Genomic DNA, 22,294 nt, shown 5'->3' with positions numbered 1-22,294 from the left:
CCGGCATGGAACCGGTGCAGCCCAAGCCACCACGCTCGGCGCGTTCCACCTCGCCCAGCGGGCCAGGAGACGCGAAAAGATCGCTTCGATCAACCGTAAGCGGTGTTAGTCGGCTCTTCATCGATCCCGCTACGCCGATCGACAGGAACGGAGCGACGCGACATTGACTTTATGCGTGCATCCCGGCCCGCTCCGTCTATCGTGACGGCAGAAACCGGGGGCTTCGGGATATGGATTCAGTGAGTGCGGTGCCGGCACGGCCGGGCGCGATCGTGTTCGACCGGCAGGCCAAGGGCCTGACCAGCATCGCGGTGAAGGGCTTCCTGCTCTCGCTCGTGACCTTCGGCATCTATCGCTTCTGGTACATCACCAACCTGCGACGCTACTTCTGGAGCCGCACGATCGTGGCGGGCTCGCCGGGCGAATATACCGGCCGCGGCAAGGAGCTGTTCCTCGGCTTCTTGGTGGCGCTCGCGATCCTGGTGCCGGTCTACATCGTGCTGTTCGCGCTCGGCTTCGCCTATCCGCCGCTCGCGCCCTTCGCTGGCCCGATCACCTTCGTGTTCCTGTTCCTGCTCGGCCAGTACGCGATCTTTCGCGGGCGCCGCTACCGGGCCTCGCGGACCCTCTGGCGCGGCATCCGCCTCGGGCAGGACGGCTCGGCGCTGACCTATGTCGGCCTCGCGACGGGCTGGTGGTTCCTCACGCTCGTCACCCTCGGCATCGCCTTCCCCTGGATGCGCGCGAGCCTGGAGCGCTACCGCATCGGCCACACCCTCGTCGGCGAGAGCCGGATGACCTCGACGGCGCGGGGCAGCATGATCCTGAAGCCGTGGCTGCTGTTCTACCTGGTCGCCCTGGGGCCGCTCTTCGTCAGCATCCTCGCCCTGCTCGTCGCCAACGATTTCTCGTTTCCCGCGGACCTGATGATCGCCGACCCGGACAAGCCGGGGAAGTTCGTCTTCAACCCGATCTATGCCGGCACCCCGCTCGCCACCTACGGTGGCGCCGTCGCCATCGTCGCCTCGATTTTCATCCCGCTCGCCCTGTTCCTGATCCCCTATTACCGGGCCCGCGAGACCCGCGCCTTCATGAACGCCGCAGCCCTCGGCGCGGCGCGGCTGAACTCGACGCTGAAGGCGCGCCAGTTCTACTGGCCCTACATCGTCTACATGCTGTCGATCCTCGGCTACCTCGCCGCGATCGGCATCGTGATCGGCGGCAGCGCATTCCTTCTCCAGACGAGCGGGCTGGGGAGCGGCGCACAGGTGCTGCTCGTGATCGGGATGACCGTCGCCTATCTCGGGAGCCTGCTGCTCTTCGCAGTGCTCTATGTCCGGGTGATCACCGTGCGCCTGTGGCGGGCGGTCGCCGACAGCACCACGATCGAGAACGTCGAGGCCCTCGACGCGGTGCTAGCTTCCTCCCGCCGCACCGCCAGCGGGCTCAACGAAGGCTTGGCCGACGCCCTCGACGTCGGCGGCGCCCTCGAAATCGGGTTCTAGGCGATTGCTCGGCCGCACATGCCCGACCGAGATTGTACGTTGCCGATGACCGTGCCGGCCGAGACCGTCACCGCGACGGGCACGCTCTTCGACGGGCGCAGTGCCCGGCCGAATCCGGTCACGCTGCGCCTCGGCGAGCGGCTGGAGATCACGGGCGCCGGCCTCCGCGAGGACTGGAACCCGTTCGACATCCGTGCCGGCGAGACCGAGCCGCCGACGATGCGGATCGGTCTCGCCGGCAATCCGGTCCGGGTCGAGTTCACCGATCGGGCGCTCGCGGAGGCGCTCGTGGCGCGCTGCCCCGACCTTCGCCTCGACGACGAGGCGCGCGGCGGGGTGCTGCGCCTCGTGCTCTGGTCGATCGCCGCGGGCGTGTCGGTGCTGCTCGTCGCGATCTACGGCGTGCCGGTCGCCGCCGGAATCCTCGCACCCCTGGTGCCGCAGCCGGTCGAGTCGCGCTTCGGCCTCGCCGTCGACGGACAGGTGGTAAGCCTGCTCGGCGATCCGCCGCTCTGCGCCGAGCCCGCCGCGAAGGCGGTGCTCGACCGCCTCGTCGCGCGCATGACCAAGGGCGCCGGTCTGCCGGGCGATCCCGTCGTCAGCGTGCGCCGGCACAAGGTCGCCAACGCGCTGACCCTACCGGGCGCGCGGGTGATCGTGCTGTCGGACATCCTCGCCAAGGCCGAGACGCCGGACGAATTCGGCGGCATCCTGGCGCACGAATTCGGCCACGTGGCGGCGCGCGATCCGACCCGCGCGGTGATCACGGCAGGCGGGGTCTCGTTCCTGCTGAGCCTCGTCCTCGGCGACCTCACCGGGTCGACGGTGATCGTCGGCGTCGGCCAGGCGGCAATCTCGGCGGGCTATTCGCGCGATGCCGAGCGCGCGGCCGACGCCTACGGCGTCGCGATGCTGATCCGGGCAGGCGGCGACGGCGCAGCCCTCGCCTCCATCCTGGAGCGGATCGATGCCGAGGCGGATGCGGAAGGCTCGCTCACCGGCTTCCTGCACAGCCACCCCTACACCAAGGAGCGTGCCGCGAAGATCCGGAGCCTTGCCGGAGGGACCAGACCGGACAAGCCGCTCCTCTCGAAGGAGGACTGGCAAACCCTGCGCGGCATCTGCCCGGCCGAGCCAAGGACACCCGCAAAACCCGCCACGACGCCGCTTTGAGGTCGCATCCGACCCAATGGCATCGTGCCGGCGGCTTGCCGAGGCTTCCATCGCGGGGCGTCGTCTCCCGGGGAAGCGGTGGCCACGTCGTCGGACGGCACCCGGCCATATCCCGCGGAGCTCTCGCTGCGCCGGCGCAGTCGAAGGATTGATCCCGACGACCGGATGGTTGGTGACGTACGCTTGCGACACCGTCGAACGAAACGGGCGCCAATTTCTTCCAAACAAAATCCGTTCAATCAAAAGTCTACATACACAAGCCCAATTCAATCAGGCCGGATGCAACTCTAGATCCGCAGAAGCTACGCTCATCGTCCAAAAAGGATCGAAGCTCTTGTGCCGGCCCACGATCTCGCACCAGATCAGCTCATGTCGACGGAGGACATTTTAGTGATCGCTCTAGAAGCGCGACAATCGGGCACGACTCTAAGATCATGTCCCGCCGCACTTTCTAACGACGAACCGGACGCCACTTAATCGACGGCCGTCCTATTCGGAACGGCGCCGGATCATAAATCAGCTTTAACCTGTCGCGGCGTACGATCCGATCGGAAGAGCAGTGATCCCGGCCCATCGATGATGCAGGCGACAGAACCGACACGGCCGATCGCGACCGAAACCCGGCGCAGCGCCCACGCATGGTGGAAACGGATCGGCATGCCGATCGCGCTTGCCGCTGCGTGTCTCGGCCTCGTCCTGCTCGTCGGACACGCGGTTGGCCGTCTGCGCGAGGCGGAACGGCTCGTCGCCCGAAACTACGCGGAGTCGCTGACGGCGCTCGATGGGATCCGCAACGCGGCATCCGAACTGAGCCACCTGCGCGTCGACCACATCCGGGCGCGGATCACGGCCGACCCGGTCGAGCGCGCGAAGCTCTCGGACAGGATCGCCGAGCGGTATCAATCCCTTTCCGCCAATGTCGGCGCCATCGCCGCACGCTCCCGGCCTGCGCTCATCAGTCAGGCGGCGGTCTCAGCGCGGGATTCGATGAGCATCTGGCACGAGGCCATGCGGACGGCATCCGGCCGGCAGGAGGAAGCTGCCGACCTGGACGAGCTCGCGGACGGGGCACAGACGCAGATCACGCATCTCGCCGCTGCGACGGAAAGATATGGCTTCAGCGTGCACAAGACGGCAGAGGCCGCCATCGCCGACCGGATCCTGGTGATCGAGGGCATCGTCGGCGCCATGGTGGCGTTGGTGCCGCTCGTCGCGTGGCTGCTCATCCTTCGCATCCAGCGCGCCGCTGCGGCAGACGCCGTCGCGCCCCCTTCCTCACGCGCCGGCATGGAGGCGAGGGCGGAGGCCACGGACCAAACCTCCCACGGCCCCGTCGCGCGGGCAGACGACCCTGAATGGACCCCATCGCCGCCCGATATGACGGAACTCGTCGACGCGGCACAGGAGGGACTCATCTTTACCGACGGGGATCGCCGCATCGTCTACGCCAACGCGTCCGCCGCCGCGCTGACCGGCATCGGTCCCGATGCTCTCCGGCCGGGCGAACCGGCATCCGCGACTCTGGCGGATCTCCTGCCCGGCGGCCCCATGGAGAGCAAAGACAAGGTCCGCCTCACGGACGGGCGCTGGCTGCGCGTCGGCCGCCGCCCGGCGCCGGACGGCGGAACCCTGCTCGTCCTCGCAGACGTCACGGATCGCAAACGCAGTGACGACCGTGCGGAGGCGACCGCCGTCAGCCTGCGCACCGCCCTCGATTCGATGTCGCAGGGCCTCTGTCTGTATGATGCCGCCCATCGCCTCGTGGTGGCCAACCGGCGCTACGAGGAGATCTATGGCCAGGAAGCCGGTTCGCTGACGACCGGCATGACCTCCACGGAAGTGCTCGAACGCAGCATGAGCGCCGGCAACCATCCGGGCAGCACGCTCTCGGAACTGCTCGGCGAGGCCACGCGCATCCTCACCAAAAGCGACAGGGACCACAACTTCCAGGAGCTTGCCGGAGGCCGGATCATCCAGATCGATGTCAGCCCGACGGCGGAGGGCGGCTTCGTCGCCACCTACGACGACGTGACCGAACGTTGGCACGCCGAGTCGCGCATCGCCTACATGGCGCGCCACGACGCGCTGACCGACCTGCCGAACCGGCTGCTGCTGGCCGAGCGGATCGAGGGCGCGATCACCCAGGCGAGCCGCGAGGCGGGCTTCGCCGTCCACTGCCTCGACCTCGACAACTTCAAGCAGATCAACGACACCCTCGGCCACGCCGTCGGCGACGAGTTGCTGTGCGCCGTCGCCCACCGCCTCACCGCCTGCCTGCGGGAGGTCGACACCGTGGCCCGGCTCGGCGGCGACGAATTTGCGATCGTGCAGGCCGGCGTCGAAACGGCCGAGGATGCGGCGGTGCTCGCCCAGCGCATCGTCGAAGTCGTCAGCACCCCCTACGAACTGGCCGAGCATTCCGTCACGATCGGGGTGAGCATCGGCATCGCGCTGGCCCCTGCCGACGGCATGGCGCCCGACCGGCTGCTCAAGAGCGCCGACGTCGCGCTCTACAAGTCCAAGGGCGACGGACGCGGGGTCTTCCGTTTCTTCGAGGCGGAGATGGACGACCGGCTGCAGGCTCGCCGGCTGCTCGAGATCGACCTGCGCGCCGCCTTCGCGGCCGAGGTCTTCGAACTCTACTACCAGCCGATCTACGACCTGTCGCAGGACCGGATCAGCGGCTTCGAGGCCCTGCTGCGCTGGACGCATCCGACGCGCGGCCGGGTCTCGCCGGCCGAGTTCGTGCCGCTCGCCGAGGAGATCGGGCTGATCGTGCCGCTCGGCGAATGGGTCCTGCGCAAGGCCTGCGCCGAGGCCGCCCGCTGGCCCGGTACTCTCAAGGTCGCGGTCAACGTCTCGGCCGCCCAGTTCCGCTCGGCGCAACTGATCAGCACCGTGCGCGAGGCTCTGGCGGAGACCGGGCTCGCCGCCCAGAGGCTCGAACTGGAAATCACGGAGACGGTGCTTCTCGCCGACCGCGGATCGACGGTCGCCATCCTGCACGCCCTGCGCGCCATGGGCCCGCGCATCTCGATGGACGATTTCGGAACCGGCTACTCGTCCCTGAGCTACCTGCGCAGCTTCCCCTTCGACAAGATGAAGATCGACCAGTCCTTCATCCGCGACCTCACCGTGGAGAACGGTTCCGGCTTCATCGTGCAGGCGGTGATCAGCCTCGGCACGAATCTCGGCATGACCATGACCGCCGAGGGCGTCGAGACGGAAGCCCAGCTCGCCCGGCTGCGCGAGGAGGGCTGCGACGAAGTCCAGGGCTACCTGTTCAGCCCACCGGTCCCGGTCTCGCAGATCGCAGGGCTTCTCGAAAAGTGGAACGGCGCCGAAGAGGCCGCGCAAGCCGCCTGATCCGGATCGCCCGGACGAAACTCAGGAACGAAGGCTCGCGCCAGGTCAGCGCCGGCGGACCCGGCGCGGACCTCTGAAAAGATCCGCGCCGAAAACCCCAAAAAACTATTCGGCGGCGTCGAGGTGCGGCCGTTCGATCTCGGCGCGCTCGCGCTTGACCAGTTCGGCCGTGAGGAAGGCCACTTCCAGCGCCTGCTCCGCGTTGAGGCGCGGGTCGCAATAGGTGTGGTAGCGGTCCTGCAGGTCGTCGGCCGTGAGCGCGCGGGCGCCGCCCGTGCATTCGGTGACGTCCTTGCCGGTCATCTCCAGGTGGATGCCGCCGGCGATGGTGCCCTCGGCGCGGTGGACGCCGAAGAAGCCCTCGATCTCCTGCATCACCCGCTCGAACGGCCGCGTCTTGTAGCGGCCGGCGGAGATGGTGTTGCCGTGCATCGGATCGCAGACCCAGACCACGTTGCGGCCCTCACGCTCCACCGTCCGGATCAGGCCGGGGAGATGGTCGCCGACCTTGTCCGCGCCGAAGCGGCAGATCAGGCTGAGGCGGCCGGGCTCGTTCTCGGGATTGAGCTGGTCGATCAGGCCGATCAGGCCCTCGGAGGTCATCGACGGCCCGCATTTCAAGCCGATCGGGTTCTTGATGCCGCGGGCGTACTCGATATGCGCGTGGTCCGGCTGGCGGGTGCGGTCGCCGATCCAGAGCATGTGGCCGGAGGTGGCGTACCAGTCGCCGCTCGTCGAATCGACGCGGGTCAGCGCCTCCTCGTAGCCGAGCAGCAGAGCCTCGTGGCTGGTGTAGAAGTCCGTGGTGCGGACCTCCTGGTGCGTCTCCGGATTGATGCCGATCGCCCGCATGAAGTCGAGGGCGTCGGACATGCGGCCGGCGACGTCGGCATAGCGCGAGGATTGCGGGCTGTCCTTGACGAAGCCGAGCATCCAGCGCTGGGCGTTGTCGAGGTTGGCGTAGCCGCCGGTGGCGAAGGCGCGCAGCAGGTTCAGCGTCGCCGCCGACTGCCGGTAGGCCTCGAGCTGGCGGCGCGGGTCGGGGATCCGCGCCTCGTCGGTGAAGCCGATGCCGTTGACGATGTCGCCGCGGTAGCTCGGCAGCGACACGCCGTCGAGCGTCTCCGTCGGCGAGGAGCGCGGCTTGGCGAACTGCCCGGCGATGCGCCCGACCTTCACCACCGGCGATCCGCCAGCGAAGGTGAGCACCATCGCCATCTGCAGGAAGACGCGGAAGAAATCGCGGATGTTGTCGGCGGAGTGCTCGTCGAAGCTCTCGGCGCAGTCGCCGCCTTGCAGCAGGAAAGCCTGGCCCGCGGCGACCCGCGCGAGCGACGCCTTCAGCTTGCGGGCCTCGCCTGCGAAAACCAGCGGCGGAAAGCTCGCGATCTGGGTCTCGACGGCCTGGAGCGCGCCGGCATCCTGATAGGACGGCGCCTGCTGGATCGGCAGGTTGCGCCAGCTCTTCGGGGTCCAACGCTCGGCCATGACGGAACTCCGCACACCTCTCGTGCAAGCGCGCGAAGATCAGTCTCCGCGCGAGAAGCGGGGCTTATAGAGAGCTTTTCCGGAGGTGGCGAGACTTACCCCTCGTCGACCTCGATCCCATACTCCGCCAGCACCCAGAAGATCGCTTCCAGATCCTCAGCCGTCACGTCGCGGGGCGGCAGAGCCTCTTCGAGGTCGTCGTAGGTCAGCGCGGTCCGGCGCTCGGCATCGGCCTTGGCGAGCAGGCGGTCGACGGTCCGGCGGATGTCGGCCGGCAGGGCGTCGTGGCTCGGCAGCGCATGACGGCCCGCGCCCTTGAGGGCGTCGCGCAGCATGCGGTCGATCACCGCCTGTCGCCGCGCGTGGGCGGCGTCGTCCGGGTCCGTGTCCTTTCGGTCCATCCCATCGAATATGGACCGGTGACGCCCCGCGTCGAGGGCTGCGCAGCCCTGCGCCGGATCAGCCGGTGCGGGCGACGCGCACCGGGATCGCCTTCGCCGCCGGCGTCTTGGCCTGCTCGTCGTGGTGCCAGAGGGGGATCAGTACGTTCAACTCGGGATAGTATCCCGCGCAATTGCCTTCCGGAATATTGTATTTCACGATCCTGAGGCCCCTCACGGCACGCACGTGCTGGTCGGTGGATTCCGTCACCACGTCGACCGTCGCGCCGTCCGCGAGGTCGAGCCGCGCGATGTCGGCTGCGTTCATGAACAGCACCGAGCGCGTGCCTTTCACGCCGCGGAAGCGGTCGTGATAGCCGTAGACGGTGGTGTTGAACTGGTCGTTCGAGCGCAGCGTGATCAGGTCGAGCACGTCGGCGTGCCGGGCGGGCATGTCGGGATCCTCGTCGAGTCCCTCCGGGACCACGAAATTCGCCTTGCCGGTCTCCGTCTCCCATTTGCGCTCGCGCGCGGCCAGCGGCTTGTGGTTGCCGCCGGGCTCGAACAGGCGCGCGTTGAAGTCCTTGAACACCTCCGGATAGGTCGCCTGGATGGCCTCGCGCACCTTGGCATAGTCGCCGACCCAGGCGTCCCAGTCGATCTTGGGGTTGGGGTCCAGCGTCGCCTTGGCGATGCCGGCGACGATCCAGGGCTCGGACCGGACATGGTCGCTCACCGGCTTGGTGACGCCGACGGAGCCGTGGAAGCAGGAGGTCGAATCCTCCATCGAGACCGCCTGGGGGCCACTGGCCTGCGCGTCGATCTCGATGCGGCCGAGGCAGGGCAGCAGGTAGGCGACCGTGCCGTTGACGAGATGCGAGCGATTGAGCTTCGTCGCGATCTGCACGGTGAGGCGCATGCCCCGCCAGGCCTGCTCCATCCGCTCCGTATCGGGGATGGCGCGCACGAAATTCCCGCCGAGCCCAATGAAGGCCTTCACCGTGCCGGCGACGATGCCCTCGCAGGCCTCGATCGTGTTCAGGCCCTTTTCGCGGGGCGGCGTGAAGGCGTACATCTCGGCGAGCTTGTCGAGGGGCACCTGTTCGGGCTTCTCGGAGATGCCGACGGTACGCTGGCCCTGCACGTTCGAATGGCCGCGTACCGGGCAGAGGCCGGCACCCGCCCGGCCGATATTCCCGCGCAGCAGCATGAGGTTGACGAGCATCTGCACCGTCTCGGTGCCCTTGCGGTGCTGCGTCAGCCCCATGCCGTAGATGCCGATCACCCGTTTCGCACGGGCGTAGACGGAAGCGGCATCTTCGAGGGCGGCGCGCGTCAGGCCGGACCGCGTCTCCAGCACGGACCAGTCCTGCCCGTCGCAGAAGGCGGTGAAGGCGTCGAAGCCGTGGGTGTGCTCGGCGATGAAGGCGACGTCCAGAACGCGGGGCCGTCCCTGGGCCTGGGCCGCGCGATCCGCCGCGAACAGCGCCTTGCACATCCCGGTGATCGCCGCGATGTCGCCGCCCGCCTTCACCTGAAGGTACTGCGTCGAGATCTGCGTCGAGGACTTCGTCAGCATCTCCACCGGCGATTGCGGGTTGGTGAAGCGCTCGAGCCCACGCTCGCGGAGCGGATTGAAAGTGATGATCGGGACGTTGCGACGGCGCGCGTCCTGCAGCGGATGCAGCATCCGCGGCGCATTCGAGCCGACGTTCTGGCCGAAGAATAGAATGCAATCGGTGGTCTCGAAGTCCTCCAGCACCGTGGTGCCCACCGGCACGCCGATGGAGGCCTTCAGGCCGATCGAGGTCGGTTCGTGGCACATGTTGGAGGAGTCGGGCAGGTTGTTGTTGCCGTAAAGCCGCGCGAACAGACCGTACATGTACGAGGTCTCGAGCGAGGCCCGGCCGGACGAGTAGTAGACGACGGACTTCGGATCGAAGCCGCGCAGTTCACGGCCGATCTCCGCGAAGGCCTCCTCCCACGAGACCGGCGCGTAACGGTCGCTTGCGGGATCGTAGCGCAGGGGATGGGTGAGCCGGCCCTGCGTCTCCAAGTCGAAATCCGTCCAGGTCAGCAGTTCGGCGACCGTGTGCTTGGCGAAGAATTCGGGGCCGATGCGTTTGCGCGTCTGCTCCCAGGCGGTCGCCTTGGCGCCGTTCTCGCAATATTCGAAGGTCGCGGGCTTGGCGGGCTTCGGCCAGGCGCAGGACACGCACATGAAGCCGCCGGGCTTGTTCTGCTTCAGCAGCATCGCCGAACCGGAGATCGGGACTTCCTCGCGGGTCAGGATCTCGACAAGCGATTTCGCCGACCCCCAGCCGCCGGCCGGATCCGTGTAGGGTTCGATTTCGATATCGCTCACAGGCCGACTCCACGCTGACCTGCGGCAACCTCACCTTGATTCCGGAGTTCCAGCGACCGCGAAGACGCCGCAGGCGCCGGGCCCCCTCCCCTACCAGTGCCCGTCCGGCGCCCGGCCCTCGCGGATCTCGTCGAGCCGCGCCCGCGTGCCGCGCGTCGTATCCGCCGGCAGCGCATCGAGCGGAAAGAACCGGCATTCCGCGATCTCGCGATCCGGGGCCTTGGCGCGCGCCAGGGTGAAGGCCGACACGACATAGACCGCGATGTGGTCGCGGCCCCATTGCCTCGCGTTCAGGAAGAAACCGTGCAGGCGCATCGGCTTCGTCAGGTCGACGCTCAGCTCGGCCTCCTCGCGGAACTCGCGCACCATCGACTCGGCCGCGGTCTCCCCGGGCTCGATGCCGCCGCCCGGCAGGTACCAGCCCCGCACGTAGGTGTGGCGCACGAGGCAGACCCGGTTGTCGCCGTCGATCGCGATGCCGCGTACGCCGAGCGTCATGCCGCGGGTTAGCAGGGCGGCACCGTGCGCGAGCTGGCGGAGAATCGGGCGGTCGAGGTTGATAGCCATGTCGGGTGGTCCGAGCGGTCGGATGCGAAGGCTTGCGGGTCAGGCTGCTGCAAGATCAAGCCGATCGCCCCGCTTGGCAGATTCATCCCGTCATCGCGAGCGCAGCGAAGCAATGACGGCGGAACGGTCAGGTGCTTCGTTCGCTGACCGTCTCACACAACCCGCAGGGTGATCGCCCCCAACCCCGCGATCGACGCCGTCATCGTCTCGCCGCGCGACACCGCTCCCACCCCGGCCGGGGTCCCCGTGAAGATCAAGTCGCCTGGCTGCAGCTCGAAATAGGTGGAGAGCAGCGCGACCTGCTCCGGCACCGAGCGGATCATCTCGGACAGGTCGCCGCTCTGGCGCGCGCGGCCGTCGACCGTAAGGCCGATCGCGCCTCTGGTCGGGTGGCCGATGGCGGCGGCCGGGTGCAATGGGCCGATCGGGCCGGAGGCATCCGCCGCCTTGCCGAGGTCCCAGGGCCGCGACTGGCGCTTGGCCTCGTCCTGCAGGTCGCGCCGGGTCATGTCGAGGCCGACCGCATAGCCGTAGACATGGGCGAGCGCATCGGCCTCCGGGATGTCGCGGCCGCCATGCGCCAGCGCGGCGACCAACTCGACCTCGAAATGGTAGTTTTGGGTGCGCGGCGGATACGGGTGGTCCGTCACCGTGTCGTAGGGCACGGCCTGCAGCGCGTCGGCGGGCTTGAGGAAGAAGAACGGCTCCTCGCGGTCCGGGTCGGCGCCCATCTCGCGGGCATGCGCTCCGTAATTGCGGCCGACGCAGTAGACGCGACGGACCGGAAACAGGTCCTCGCTGCCGACGATGGGCAGCACGATCCGGGGCGGGTTGGGGATGACGGAGAGCATGGTAGCGTCCCTCGCATGGCCGCACGTCCTGCAAAGGGCCGGGCCTCAGGCTATGTAGAGCCCCATTCCCGACCGGCCAATCCGCTCCGCCTCATGACCCCTTCCTCTGAAACCACCCAGATCCTGCTGGCGGCCCTGCGTGACAAACTCGGCGACAGACACGTCCTGACGGCGGCCGAGGACGTGGCGCCCGCGCTCGTCGAATCGCGCGGGCTCTACCGCGGCACGGCGCTCGCCGTGGTGCGGCCCGGCAGCACCGAGGAGGTCGCGGCCACGGTCCGCGCCTGCGCCGAGGCCGGCGTGCCGATCGTCGCGCAGGGCGGCAATACCGGGCTCGTCGGCGGCGGCGTGCCCTATGGCGGCATCGTGCTCTCGCTGGCGCGCCTCGATCGCGTGCGTGCGGTGAACCCCGGCGACGCGGCCATCACCGTCGAGGCCGGAATGATCCTGGCCGACGTGCAGGCGGCGGCGGATGCGGCCGGGATGCTGTTTCCGCTCTCCTACGCTGCCGAGGGCTCGGCCCGGATCGGCGGAAACCTCGGCACCAATGCCGGCGGCACCGCCGTGCTCGCCTACGGCAACGCCCGCGACCTCGTCCTCGGGCTCGAAGTCGTGCTCGCCGACGGCCGGATCTGGAACGGGCTCAAGGCGCTGCGAAAGAACAATGCCGGCTACGACCTGAAACACCTGTTCATCGGCTCGGAGGGGACGCTCGGCATCATCACCGCCGCCGTGCTGAAGCTTTTCCCGAAGCCGGTGTCGCGCAGCGTCGGCTTCGTCGGACTCGGCTCGTTCCGATCGGCCGTCGAACTCTTCGCCCGCATGCACCGGGCCGCCGACCGCGACCTCACGGCCTTCGAGGTGATCCCGCGCTTCGGCCTCGACATCGTGCTCAAGCATGCGCCCGACATGGTCCGGCCGCTCCGTGGCGATCACGCCGCCTATGCGCTGGTCGAGCTGTCCTCGACGCGGCCCGGAGCGGACACCGCAGCCGAACTGGAAACGCTGCTCGCCCAGGCCATCGAGACCGGCCTCGTCGCGGATGCGACCATCGGTGCAAGCGAGGCACAGAACGCCGCGCTCTGGCACCTACGCGAGCGGCTGCCGGAGACGCAGAAGGCGGAGGGCGGCTCGATCAAGCACGACGTCTCGGTGCCGCTCTCGCGCCTCGCCGACTTCGTGGAACGGGCGACGGCGGCCTGCGAGGCGGCGATGCCGGGCCTGCGCGTCTGCGCCTTCGGCCATGCCGGCGACGGCAACATCCACTTCAACCTCAGCCAGCCGGTCGGGATGGACAAGGCGGTCTTCCTCGCCGCTTGGGGCCGCTTCAATCGCATCGTGCACGACATCGTCTCCAGCCTCGACGGCTCGATCGCCGCCGAACACGGCATCGGCCTGATCAAGCGCGACGAATTGGCCCTCTACGGCGACCCGGTGGGCCTCGACCTGATGCGGCGACTGAAGACGGCGCTCGACCCGCGCGACCTGATGAACCCGGGCAAGATCGTCGCGTTGGGAGAGCATCCCCCCGCAGCCCTGCCCGTCTGAGACGTGCACCTGCGCACGATCTGAGCGTTTTGCCACGCGGATCGCTGTTGTGCACTGCAATAACTCGGAGCATAATCCCGTATCGCACTGCGTCATCGGGCTGCGGCCCTGGGCGTTCGTGCAAGCACATGAGTTGGCACGTTCGCAGCCTTCCCCGGACCCCGAGGTCGAGGCGATGGATGACAGAAGCTTAACGGTTTCGGCACCGCCTTCGGTAACGATGGGGTGCGACCGCTCTCGCCGCCGAGATCTGGCGAGTGCCGGAAACGTGATCGGTCGCCGATCCACAATCTTCGCTGCGCGCCTCAGGGTGCGCCGCAATGTCGCCCGGCTCGACTGACATGCCGGACACTGCGTTCCGTACCCATATCCGCTCCGAACATTGAACCGCACCACGCGAAGAAGGAACCATTTCGATGCCGACCTCACAGGCACGAGTGCCGACCTCCGAAGCGAGCCGCTACCTCACGCAGCTCTGCCGGCACTGGAGCCACAAGTTCCCCGTCGAGACGACCAGCGACCACGGTGTGGTGCCCTTCGGTGAAGACCGCATCTGCACCTTCGAGGCGAGCGCCGACGCCCTCGTGATGAAGGTCGCCACGCCCGACGCGTCCGGCCTGACCCGGCTCGAGAACGTCGTCTCCGACCACCTGCTGCGCTTCGCCTTCCGCGAGAACCTCGGCGACATCACTTGGTCGCGCGCGGCTTGAACCGCGCCGCCCTCGCCCGATCTTGAGGCCCTCGACCGGGTGAAGGATACGACATGACCGTGGCCGTTCACGGGGCGCAGGGTGCCGCCCCGAGCTTCTCCGAGCGCCTCGACAGACTAGCCGAGGTTGCCGTCAAGGTCGGGCTCGGATTGCGGCCGGGGCAGGAGCTGATCCTCACCGCGCCGCTCGAATCGGTCGGGCTGGCCAGGGCGATCACCGCGCAGGCCTACAAGGCCGGCGCTTCGCTGGTCACCACGCTCTACACGGACGACGTCGCGACGCTCGCCAGGTTCAGCCACGCCAACACCGAGGCCTTCGACACGGCCGCCGGCTGGCTCTTCAACGGCATGGCCGACGCCTACCGCAATGGCGCCGCCCGCCTTGCCATCTCCGGCGACGACCCCTCCCTCCTCACCGGCCAGGATCCCGACAAGGTTTCGCGCGCCAACCGGGCGCGCTCGAAGGCCTACCTCCCGGCCCTGGAGCTGATCGCGGGTTTTTCCACCAACTGGACCATCGTCTCGGCCGCCACGCTCCCCTGGGCGCGCACGGTTTTTTCGGATTTGCCCGAGGACGAGGCGCTCGTGAAACTCTGGGACGCGATTTTTTCGGCGTCTCGTGTCGACGGACCCGACGCGGTCGCCGCATGGGAAGCCCATAACGCCCATCTCCGCAGCCGCACCGAATGGCTCAACGGCCACCGCTTCGCGGCACTCCGCTTCCGTGGCCCCGGCACCGACCTGACGGTGGGCCTCGCCGACGATCACGAATGGTGCGGCGGCGCGACGACGGCCAAGAACGGCATCGTCTGCAACGCCAACATCCCGACGGAAGAGGTCTTCACCACGCCGCACAAAGCGCGGGTCGAGGGCCACGTCACGAGCACCAAGCCCTTGTCCTATCAAGGGACTCTGATCGACGGGATCCGCGTGACCTTCAAGGAAGGCCGCATCGTCGAGGCGAGCGCGCGGACCGGCAACGACGTTCTGGCGCGCGTGCTCGATACGGACGAAGGCGCCGCGCGCCTCGGTGAGGTCGCGCTGGTGCCGGCCTCCTCGGCGATCTCGGCCTCGGGCCTGCTGTTCTACAACACGCTCTACGACGAGAACGCCGCGAGCCACATCGCCCTCGGTCAGGCCTACTCGAAGTGTTTTCGCAACGGCGGCGAGGGCTTGAGCGAGGACGACCTCGCGGCACGCGGGGCCAACCGCAGCCTGATCCACATCGACTGGATGATCGGCTCTGCCGAGATCGACGTCGACGGCCTCGCAGCCGACGGGACGGCGATCCCGGTGATGCGCAAGGGTGAATGGGCCTGAGACGCGCCCAAGCCACCTTCAGGAGCCGATCGCATGAGCTACGTCGCCGTCGCCGAAGTCCATGTGAAGCCGGAGCACATGGACGCGGCATGCGCTGCCGTCCTCGGGATCGTCCCGCAGACGCTGGCGGAGCCCGGATGCGAGACCTTCCTGGTTCATAGGGCGGCCGACGGCTCGCCGCGCCTGTTCCTCTACGAGCGTTGGCGGGACGCGGCGGCCTTCGAGACACACCATGCGCAGGACTACACCCGCGCGGTCTATCGCCTTTACGAGACGTGGCTGGCGGAACCGCCGATCATCACGTTCCTCGATGACCTGACGGATCAGGGTTCGGCCTGAGCCACCTGTACGGCTGCGGCCGGAGCGATGCCCGGAGCTGCCGGCTTCGGCTTCGGCAGCATGTTCGGCCGCCAGCGCCGGTGCATCCAGAGCCATTGGCCTGGGTTCTCGCGCACCCAAGCCTCGACGACACGTGTCATCGCCTGCATCGCGCCCTGGACGTCGATCTGTCCCGAGGCGTCGCGCGGCAGGTCGAGGGCCGGGGTGAGTTCGAGGGTGAACTTGCCGCCGGGCCGGCGCACCACGCGGGCGCCGTGAACCGGGCATTCGTGGTGGCGCACGAGCTTGCCGAGCAGCGGGTTCGCCAGCACGGGGCGCCCGAAGAACTCCACCACCACGCCGCGGGTGAAATGCTGGTCGATGAGCTGGCCGAGATGGCCGCCGCGCTCGATCACCCCCTGCATCGCGAAGACGGCGCCGGGCTGCGAGGCCGCGAGGCCGCCCATGGTCTTGCGGCGGACTTCGCCGACGAGTTGCGCTGCAGCTGCGTTGTTCGGCGGCCGGAACACGGCGGTGGTTTCGAGGTCGAATTTCGCCGCGCAGATCGCGGGCAGCTCCCAGTTGGCGAGATGGGCCGAGAACAGCAGGCCCGGCTTGCCGTCGTCGCGCACGGCGATGAACTGGTCGATGCCCTGCACCGCCACCCGCTTCTCCGGTCCGTCCGGATCGAAGTCGAACAGCGTGTCGAGATGGGCGTATTCGGCCCCCGTGCGGCCGAGATTGTCCCAGGCCTCGCGGGCGATGCGCTGCACACCGGCCTCATCGAGATCGGGGAAGGCGGCGCGGATGTTGGCCACCGCGATCTTGTGCGAGGGCAGCCAGGGGCCGACTTTTCGCGTGATCCAGGCGCCGGTGTTGCTCGCGCGATCGGGACCGAGCGCCCGCGCGATCAGGAAAAGGCCACGGATCAGCGGAATCGTCGCGAGCCCGGCCATGCGGGGCAGATGGCGCTGCAGGATCAGCGCAAGGCGCAGCACGGGCGGCTCATGGGTTTCACGGAGGTTGGGAACGCGGTCAGGCCTTACACCTGAGGTGCCGGCCCAAGCAATCTTTCACAACGTGACGATGATCTTCCCGAACACCTTTCGCGATTCCAGGCGTTCGAGGCCCTGCGCGAAGTCTGCGAGCGGCAGCACCGTGTCGACGACCGGCGTCAGCCCGTCCGCCATCTTGGCAAGCGAGTCGCGGATATTCTCGATGCGGCAGCCGAACGAGCCGGTGATGCGGTATTGCTGCTGGAAGAGCTGCATCAGGTTGATCGTCGCCGACGGGCCGGAGGTCGAGCCACAGGTCACGAGCCGCCCGCCGCGCTTGAGGCAGAGCAGCGAGCCGTTCCAGGTCTCGGCCCCGACATGCTCGAACACGACGTCGACGCCCTTGCGCTTCGTCAGCCGCCGGACTTCGCCCTCGAAGCGTTCCTCGCGGTAGTTGACGACGAAGTCGGCACCGAGCGCCTTGGCCTTCTCGCCCTTCGCGTCGTCGCCCACCGTCGTGTAGACGGTGCAGCCGATGGCCTTGGCCATCTTGATCGCCGTCGTGCCGATCCCGGAGCCGCCGGCATGGACCAGGATGCTTTCGCCGGGTTCGAGCTTGGCATTGTCGAACAGCATATGCTGCACGGTGCCGAAGGCGATGCCGGCGCAGGCCGCCTGAACGTGGTCGACGCCGGCCGGCACCTTCACGCAGAGCCGGGCGGGCATGTTGATCAGTTCGCGCGAAAACCCGTCGATGTGAAATCCGAAAACCCCGCCGACATCCTCGCAGAGGTTGTCGCGGCCTTGTTGGCAGGCCTTGCACTTTCCGCAGGTCACCGCGCCGTAGAGCGCCACCGGATCGCCGATGCTCAAGCCCTCGACGCCCTCGCCGATGGCGGCCACCTCGCCGGCGCCCTCCGCGCCGACGGTCAGCGGCAGCTTGCGCTTGGCGAAGGCCATGCCGCGAAAGCCCCAGACGTCGATGAAGTTCAGGCCGACGGCGCGCACGCGCACTTGGACCTCGCCGGGGCCTGGCGCGGGCGGCGCTTCGACGTCGATCAGGCGCAGGTCACGGTCGCCGAAGAGTTGGAGGGCTTGCATCGGGTGTCCTTGGCACGTGCGCGTCAGCGGATCGAGAGCTTTCCGCCGTGATTCCAGGGCTCGCCAAAGGCGAGAACCCGGAACCCACGCGACACGCTGTGGCCAGTCGTGGGTTCCGGGTTCCGCTGCGCGGCCCCGGAATGATGGGGGAGGTTTCCAGAGCTGCACGATTCAACACGGCAGAGTATGCGATCAATCCGGCGTCAGATACCGCCGCCGCGCCCAGCCGACGCTGCGGCCGAATTTCACGCGGCACCAGGTGTTGCCACTCGGCGTCTCGTTGGTGCAGCCGAAGCCGAGGAGCCGGCGGCCGACGGGGACGGTCTCGACCGCTGCCGAATCCGCATCGGGCGCCTCGCGAATCGTCAGGAAGCCACCGCGCGGCAGCCCCTCGACCCGGAACGGTTCGGGCGCGGCCAGGGCCGGGAACGCGCCCGCGAGGAGAGCCGCGGCGGCGAGGAGGTAACGGCGATGCATGGGTCGGGTCCGACTTCGCTCGGCAGGACGGGGTGGCCGCTGCAGTCACGGACGCGGCGCAGGATTCTGCGGAGCGGATTCCGTCGGAGCGGGAGCCGGCGTTTGCGCAGCGGGGTTCTGCGGCGTGGGGGCCGGCTGCTGAGGCGCCGGAGACTGCGCGGTCTTGTCGTCCGACAACGTCTGGTTCGCCTGGTTCTGGACCTGGTCCGCGGTCTGCTGGCTGATGAGGCCGTAGGACACCGCGATGGCGAGACCCACGGCGACGAGGGCTCCGATCACCGTCTTCACGAGCTTGTCCGACATTGCTGCGCCCCTCTGCGTGCGGCCCCGGTCTCAAGCGAGTTGTGTGCCGTGTCTTGCGATCGCTGTCCTGGGCAATGCAACTCGCCGGGGAGCGGTTGCAGGATCGGCAGGCCGACCCGTTAGCCCTTCAAGGACAAGATCGCGAAAAGACGATCAGCGGTGCACGCCCATCATCGCCGTCAGACCGCCGTCGACGGGCAGCACCGCACCGGTGATGTAGGCGGCGGGTTCGCTCATCAGGAAGGCCGCCAACGCCGCGACCTCGTCGGGCTTCGCGAAGCGGCCGGCCGGGATCTGCTTCTCCATCGTGTCGCGATAGGCGGCGTAGGAGGCCATCATGCCGGTGTCGATGAAGCCGGGGGCGAGCACGTTGACCGTGACGCCGCGCTTGGCCGATTCGACGGCAAGCGTGCGGCAATAGGCGATCATCGCCCCCTTGGTGGCGGCATAGGCCGCGTTGCCGGTGTTTCCCCGGAGCGCCGCCACCGAGCCCACCGCGACGATGCGGCCGGAGCGGGCGCGGATCATGCCGCGCACCAGCACCTTGGCGATCCGGGTCAGCGACCAGAAGTTCACCTGCATGGCGAGATCGGACCGGTCGCGGTCGAGCATCACGGCGAGGGCGTCGGCGGACTGGCCGGCATTGTGGACGTAGCCGTAGAAGCCTTCGTCCTCTATCGACTCGCAGAAGGCCTCGACTGCGTCACGGTCGGCGAGGTCGAGGCGGTGGGCCGCGAAGCTGGCATCAGGATGGGCCGCGCCGAGTTCGGTGGCGAGCGCCTCCGCCTCTTCCGGCTTCGAGCGATAGGTGAAGCTCACACTGTGCCCCGCCGCCGCGAGCATGCGCACCATCGCCGTACCGAGCCCGCCGGACCCGCCGACGACGAGAACCTGTTTCGGTTCGGTCATGCCGGCTCGTCCCCGAGCACGAGGCAGGTGTTCTGCCCGCCGAACCCGAACGAGTTCGAGAGCACCCGCGATACCTTGGCGTCCCGCGCCGTGGAGACCACATCGAGCGTCAGGGACGGGTCGGGCACGCGGTGGTTGATCGTCGGCGGGATCCGCCCGTGCTGGATGGTCAGCAGCGAGACCACCGCCTCGATGGCGCCGGCCGCCGTCAGGGTGTGGCCGATCATCGACTTGTTGGAGGAGATCGGAAGCGATGCGATGCGCTCGCCGAACACGGCGGCGCAGCCGAACGCCTCCATCTTGTCGTTCTCCGGCGTCGAGGTGCCGTGGGCGTTGATGGTGTCGATGCTGTCGGGGCCGACGCCGGCATCGTCGAGGGCCGCGCGGATCGCCGCGATCACGGGTTCGCCGTTGGGGCTCGAGCGGGTGCGGTGGAAGCCGTCGCCTTTCTCGCCGCAGCCGAGCACGTAGCCGAGAATTTTGGCGCCGCGGGCGCGGGCAGCCTCGGCGTCTTCGAGCACGAGGGCGGCAGCGCCCTCCCCCATCACGAAGCCGTCGCGGTTCTTGGAGAACGGCTTCGAGGCCGTCTCCGGGTTCTCGTTCTGGGTCGAGAGGGCCGAGAGCAGCGAGAACCGGATCAGCGATTCCGGGTTCACCGAGCCATCCGTGCCGATGCAGAGCGCGGCCGTCATCTCGCCGCGCCGGATCGCCTCGACGCCGAGCTGGATTGCGGTGGCGCCGGACGAGCAGGCGGTGGAGAGCGAGATCGGCGAGCCCTTGGTGCCGAAGCGGTCGGCGATGCGGTCGGCAACAGTGCCGAAGATGAAGAGGTCGTGCCAGGCGTCGAAGCGCCGGCCGGCGGCGGCCTTGAGCAGGCTGCGATAGGTGATGTCGCCGTTCTCGCCGGAGGCCTGGGCCAGCGCCTGCCGCTGCGGCCATTCGAGCTCGACCGGCGGCACCGCGATGAACAGGGCGCCGGGAAAACTCGCGCCGATGCCGGCCTGGGTCACGGCCTCCTCGGCGGCAACTTCGGCGAAGCGCTCCGAGAGCAGCGGCGCGCAGAGCGGATCGGTCTCGAAGGCGTCGACCGTACCGGCGATGGAGGTGCGCAGGCCGTCGATGGGGAAGCGCGAGATCGTGCGGATGCCGGAGCGCCCCGCCGTCAGGGCCTCCCAGGTGTCGGTCGCGCCGTGCCCAAGCGAGGTCACGATCCCGAGCCCGGTCACGGCGACGAGCGGGCGGCCTCTGGCGTCGCGGGTGGAAGATGCACTCATGCCATCGCCTTAACGCAAGTTTTTCCAGCGTGCACGATCAGGCGGCGACGATCCGGATGACGCCCTCGCCGCTGCGGTGGCCGACGGAGGTGATCGCAACCTCGCGCGCCTTGCCGGCCGCGCAGAGCGCGGCGGCGATGGCCGCGCCGAAAGGCGGCACCGCCTCGATGGGATGGCCGACCACGTCGCCGGTAGCGCGGATGCGGGTGCCGGGCAGCGCGGATTTCAAGGCCTGCGCCTCCTCCTCGGCGAGGCTAGCGACGCCGGTGGCGCCGGACAGGATCACGTCGGGGTTCTCGATTCCCGCCTCGCGCAGCAGGCGCGGCAGGGTCTCGGCGACGGCGCCGGGCTTGCGGCGCACGCGATCGTTGGCGACGGCGTCGATCACGGCGAAGGGTTTTGCGCCACGGGTCGCCGCATGCTCGGCCGATTCCAGCAGAAGGAAGGCCGCGCCGCTGCCGAGGATGAAGCCGCCGTTCTCCGCACCGCCGCGCGAGAACACCGGACGATAGTCGGGCTTGTGGAGGAAGCCGCCCATCTCGTGGACGAGGAGCACGTCGGCCCGCTCGGCGTTGTAGGAGCCGCCGACTAGCATCGCGTCGAGTTGGCCCGAGGCGATCCGCGCCTGCGCGATCCGCAGGGCGTCGACCCCGGCCGATTCCTCGCCCATGAAGGTGCGCGAGGCGCCGGTGACGCCGTGCACGATGGCGATGTTGCCGGCGAGCAGGTTCGAGAGCTGCGCCAGGAAGAGCGTCGGCCGCAGGTCGTTCTGCAAGTGCTCGTTGAGATAGGCGCCGGGATCGGCGGCATCGCGCAGCCCGGTGAGGATCGCGCCGTCGACGGCATAGTCGCGTTCGCCGCCACCGGAGGCGACGATGAGGTGGAGCGCGGCCTTGCGGGCGGCGTCCTCCTTGAGGCCGGCGGAATCGAGGGCGAGGCCGGCGGCGTAGACGCCGAGGCGCTGCCACGGCTCCATCTGGCGCTGGTCGGATTTTTTGGGAATTTGCGTGTCGAGGGTCAGCGGCACCACCGGATGGACCGGATAGGGCGCGAAGGTCTCGGAATCGGTCCGCGGCGCCTCGCCGGCCTCATAGGCGGCGAGATGCGCCGCGATGCCCTCGCCGGCGCAGGAGACGACGCCGATGCCGGTGACGACGACCTTGCGCGCGCTCACGCTCCGGCTCCGACGATCAGCCCGATCTTCTGGGCCCGCTCGCGCATCGGCGCGTCGAGGCCGTCCGGGAACGGCATGGTGCGGAAGCGCAGTTCGGCGTCGCAGAGCGCCTTGCCTTCGTGGCGGATGGCGGCCTTGGTCACCGCGTAGCCCGAACCGTCATGCTCCAGGCTGGCCGTGATCTCGAGCCGCGCGCCGGGGCCGACGAAGGAGCGGAAGCGCGCCTTGTCGACGCCCATCAGGAACGGCATCTGCGCGAAGTCGAGATGGGCGAGGACGAGATAACCCGAGGCCTGCGCCATGGTCTCGGTGAGCAACACGCCGGGCACCAGCGGGTGGCCGGGAAAGTGCCCCTCGAAGACGGGGCTCGCCTCCGGCACGTGGGCGACGCATTCGATGCGTCCAACGGCGCGGTCGAGCCGCACCACTTGATCGATCATCTCGAAATATTCGAGCCGCATGGGTTCCGGG

General features: G+C 68.6%; 20 protein-coding genes. 7 read left to right on the top strand and 13 right to left on the bottom strand.

Annotated elements, in window-relative coordinates; translation table 11 throughout:
* The first annotated feature begins 230 nt into the window (after nt 1–230).
* The 3 genes from MFF07_RS18870 to MFF07_RS18860 all read left to right on the top strand — a co-directional run bounded on the left by MFF07_RS18870 (nt 231) and on the right by MFF07_RS18860 (nt 6,044).
* Nucleotides 231–1,505 carry a YjgN family protein gene (locus tag MFF07_RS18870; protein WP_147816296.1) on the top strand — a complete coding sequence of 425 codons (1,275 nt, stop codon included), beginning with the start codon at nt 231–233 and terminating at the stop codon, nt 1,503–1,505.
* Between the two features lie 45 nt (nt 1,506–1,550).
* Complete coding sequence (locus tag MFF07_RS18865) at nt 1,551–2,678, top strand: M48 family metallopeptidase (protein ID WP_238232618.1); 1,128 nt, start codon at nt 1,551–1,553, stop codon at nt 2,676–2,678.
* A gap of 657 nt (nt 2,679–3,335) precedes the next feature.
* Complete coding sequence (locus MFF07_RS18860) at nt 3,336–6,044, top strand: putative bifunctional diguanylate cyclase/phosphodiesterase (protein WP_187272458.1); 2,709 nt, start codon at nt 3,336–3,338, stop codon at nt 6,042–6,044.
* Nucleotides 6,045–6,149: 105 nt separating this feature from the next.
* On the opposite strand, the gene MFF07_RS18855 is transcribed toward MFF07_RS18860, so the two are convergent.
* The 5 genes from MFF07_RS18855 to MFF07_RS18835 form a co-directional block, all read right to left on the bottom strand.
* Nucleotides 6,150–7,532 carry a class II 3-deoxy-7-phosphoheptulonate synthase gene (locus MFF07_RS18855; protein ID WP_147816300.1) on the bottom strand — a complete coding sequence of 461 codons (1,383 nt, stop codon included), beginning with the start codon at nt 7,530–7,532 and terminating at the stop codon, nt 6,150–6,152.
* A 95-nt stretch (nt 7,533–7,627) separates the two neighbouring features.
* Nucleotides 7,628–7,933 (bottom strand): RNA polymerase sigma factor region1.1 domain-containing protein, encoded by a 306-nt coding sequence (locus tag MFF07_RS18850; protein ID WP_147816302.1) that lies wholly within the window; start codon nt 7,931–7,933, stop codon nt 7,628–7,630.
* A gap of 58 nt (nt 7,934–7,991) precedes the next feature.
* A complete protein-coding gene (locus MFF07_RS18845) occupies nt 7,992–10,277 on the bottom strand; it encodes an FdhF/YdeP family oxidoreductase (RefSeq protein WP_147816304.1) in 2,286 nt (761 codons plus the stop codon).
* 90 nt (nt 10,278–10,367) lie between these two features.
* A complete protein-coding gene (locus MFF07_RS18840) occupies nt 10,368–10,844 on the bottom strand; it encodes an NUDIX domain-containing protein (protein ID WP_147816306.1) in 477 nt (158 codons plus the stop codon).
* A gap of 152 nt (nt 10,845–10,996) precedes the next feature.
* Nucleotides 10,997–11,695, bottom strand: coding sequence for a fumarylacetoacetate hydrolase family protein (locus tag MFF07_RS18835; RefSeq protein ID WP_147816308.1), 699 nt, complete (start codon nt 11,693–11,695; stop codon nt 10,997–10,999).
* A 93-nt stretch (nt 11,696–11,788) separates the two neighbouring features.
* Between MFF07_RS18835 and MFF07_RS18830 the strand changes: the two genes are divergently transcribed.
* From MFF07_RS18830 to MFF07_RS18815, 4 genes are all read left to right on the top strand, one after another.
* Complete coding sequence (locus MFF07_RS18830; protein ID WP_147816310.1) at nt 11,789–13,243, top strand: FAD-binding oxidoreductase; 1,455 nt, start codon at nt 11,789–11,791, stop codon at nt 13,241–13,243.
* A 416-nt stretch (nt 13,244–13,659) separates the two neighbouring features.
* Entirely contained in the window at nt 13,660–13,953 is a 294-nt protein-coding gene (locus MFF07_RS18825) for a DUF2218 domain-containing protein (RefSeq protein ID WP_147816312.1), read from the top strand.
* 53 nt (nt 13,954–14,006) lie between these two features.
* Nucleotides 14,007–15,272, top strand: a complete 1,266-nt coding sequence (locus tag MFF07_RS18820; RefSeq protein ID WP_147816314.1) for an aminopeptidase — start codon at nt 14,007–14,009, stop codon at nt 15,270–15,272.
* 33 nt (nt 15,273–15,305) lie between these two features.
* Entirely contained in the window at nt 15,306–15,611 is a 306-nt protein-coding gene (locus tag MFF07_RS18815; protein WP_147816316.1) for a putative quinol monooxygenase, read from the top strand.
* Here the strand turns inward: MFF07_RS18815 and MFF07_RS18810 are convergent.
* From MFF07_RS18810 to MFF07_RS18775, 8 genes are all read right to left on the bottom strand, one after another.
* Nucleotides 15,596–16,588 carry a lipid A biosynthesis lauroyl acyltransferase gene (locus MFF07_RS18810; RefSeq protein ID WP_147816318.1) on the bottom strand — a complete coding sequence of 331 codons (993 nt, stop codon included), beginning with the start codon at nt 16,586–16,588 and terminating at the stop codon, nt 15,596–15,598. The two genes, MFF07_RS18815 and MFF07_RS18810, sit on opposite strands and share 16 nt — an antisense overlap.
* A gap of 75 nt (nt 16,589–16,663) precedes the next feature.
* Nucleotides 16,664–17,686, bottom strand: coding sequence for a zinc-binding dehydrogenase (locus MFF07_RS18805; RefSeq protein WP_147816320.1), 1,023 nt, complete (start codon nt 17,684–17,686; stop codon nt 16,664–16,666).
* A 192-nt stretch (nt 17,687–17,878) separates the two neighbouring features.
* Entirely contained in the window at nt 17,879–18,163 is a 285-nt protein-coding gene (locus tag MFF07_RS18800; protein WP_147816322.1) for an SH3 domain-containing protein, read from the bottom strand.
* 45 nt (nt 18,164–18,208) lie between these two features.
* On the bottom strand, nt 18,209–18,466 hold the full coding sequence (locus MFF07_RS18795) for a hypothetical protein (protein WP_238232614.1): 258 nt from the start codon (nt 18,464–18,466) through the stop codon (nt 18,209–18,211).
* A 153-nt stretch (nt 18,467–18,619) separates the two neighbouring features.
* Nucleotides 18,620–19,375 (bottom strand): SDR family NAD(P)-dependent oxidoreductase, encoded by a 756-nt coding sequence (locus MFF07_RS18790; protein ID WP_147816326.1) that lies wholly within the window; start codon nt 19,373–19,375, stop codon nt 18,620–18,622.
* Entirely contained in the window at nt 19,372–20,649 is a 1,278-nt protein-coding gene (locus MFF07_RS18785) for a beta-ketoacyl-ACP synthase (protein WP_147816327.1), read from the bottom strand. Before MFF07_RS18785 ends, MFF07_RS18790 begins: the two co-directional genes overlap by 4 nt.
* Nucleotides 20,650–20,686: 37 nt before the next feature.
* Nucleotides 20,687–21,823, bottom strand: a complete 1,137-nt coding sequence (locus MFF07_RS18780; RefSeq protein ID WP_147816328.1) for a beta-ketoacyl-ACP synthase — start codon at nt 21,821–21,823, stop codon at nt 20,687–20,689.
* Entirely contained in the window at nt 21,820–22,284 is a 465-nt protein-coding gene (locus tag MFF07_RS18775) for a 3-hydroxyacyl-ACP dehydratase FabZ family protein (RefSeq protein ID WP_147816329.1), read from the bottom strand. The genes MFF07_RS18780 and MFF07_RS18775 overlap by 4 nt, the downstream gene beginning before the upstream one ends.
* Nucleotides 22,285–22,294: the final 10 nt, after the last annotated feature.

The sequence above is a fragment of the Methylobacterium thuringiense genome (genome assembly GCF_022179645.1).
Classification (GTDB): Bacteria; Pseudomonadota; Alphaproteobacteria; order Rhizobiales; family Beijerinckiaceae; genus Methylobacterium; species Methylobacterium thuringiense.
The sequence above is the reverse complement of the archived record's forward strand: the minus strand, read 5'-3'. Positions and strand labels throughout refer to the sequence as shown.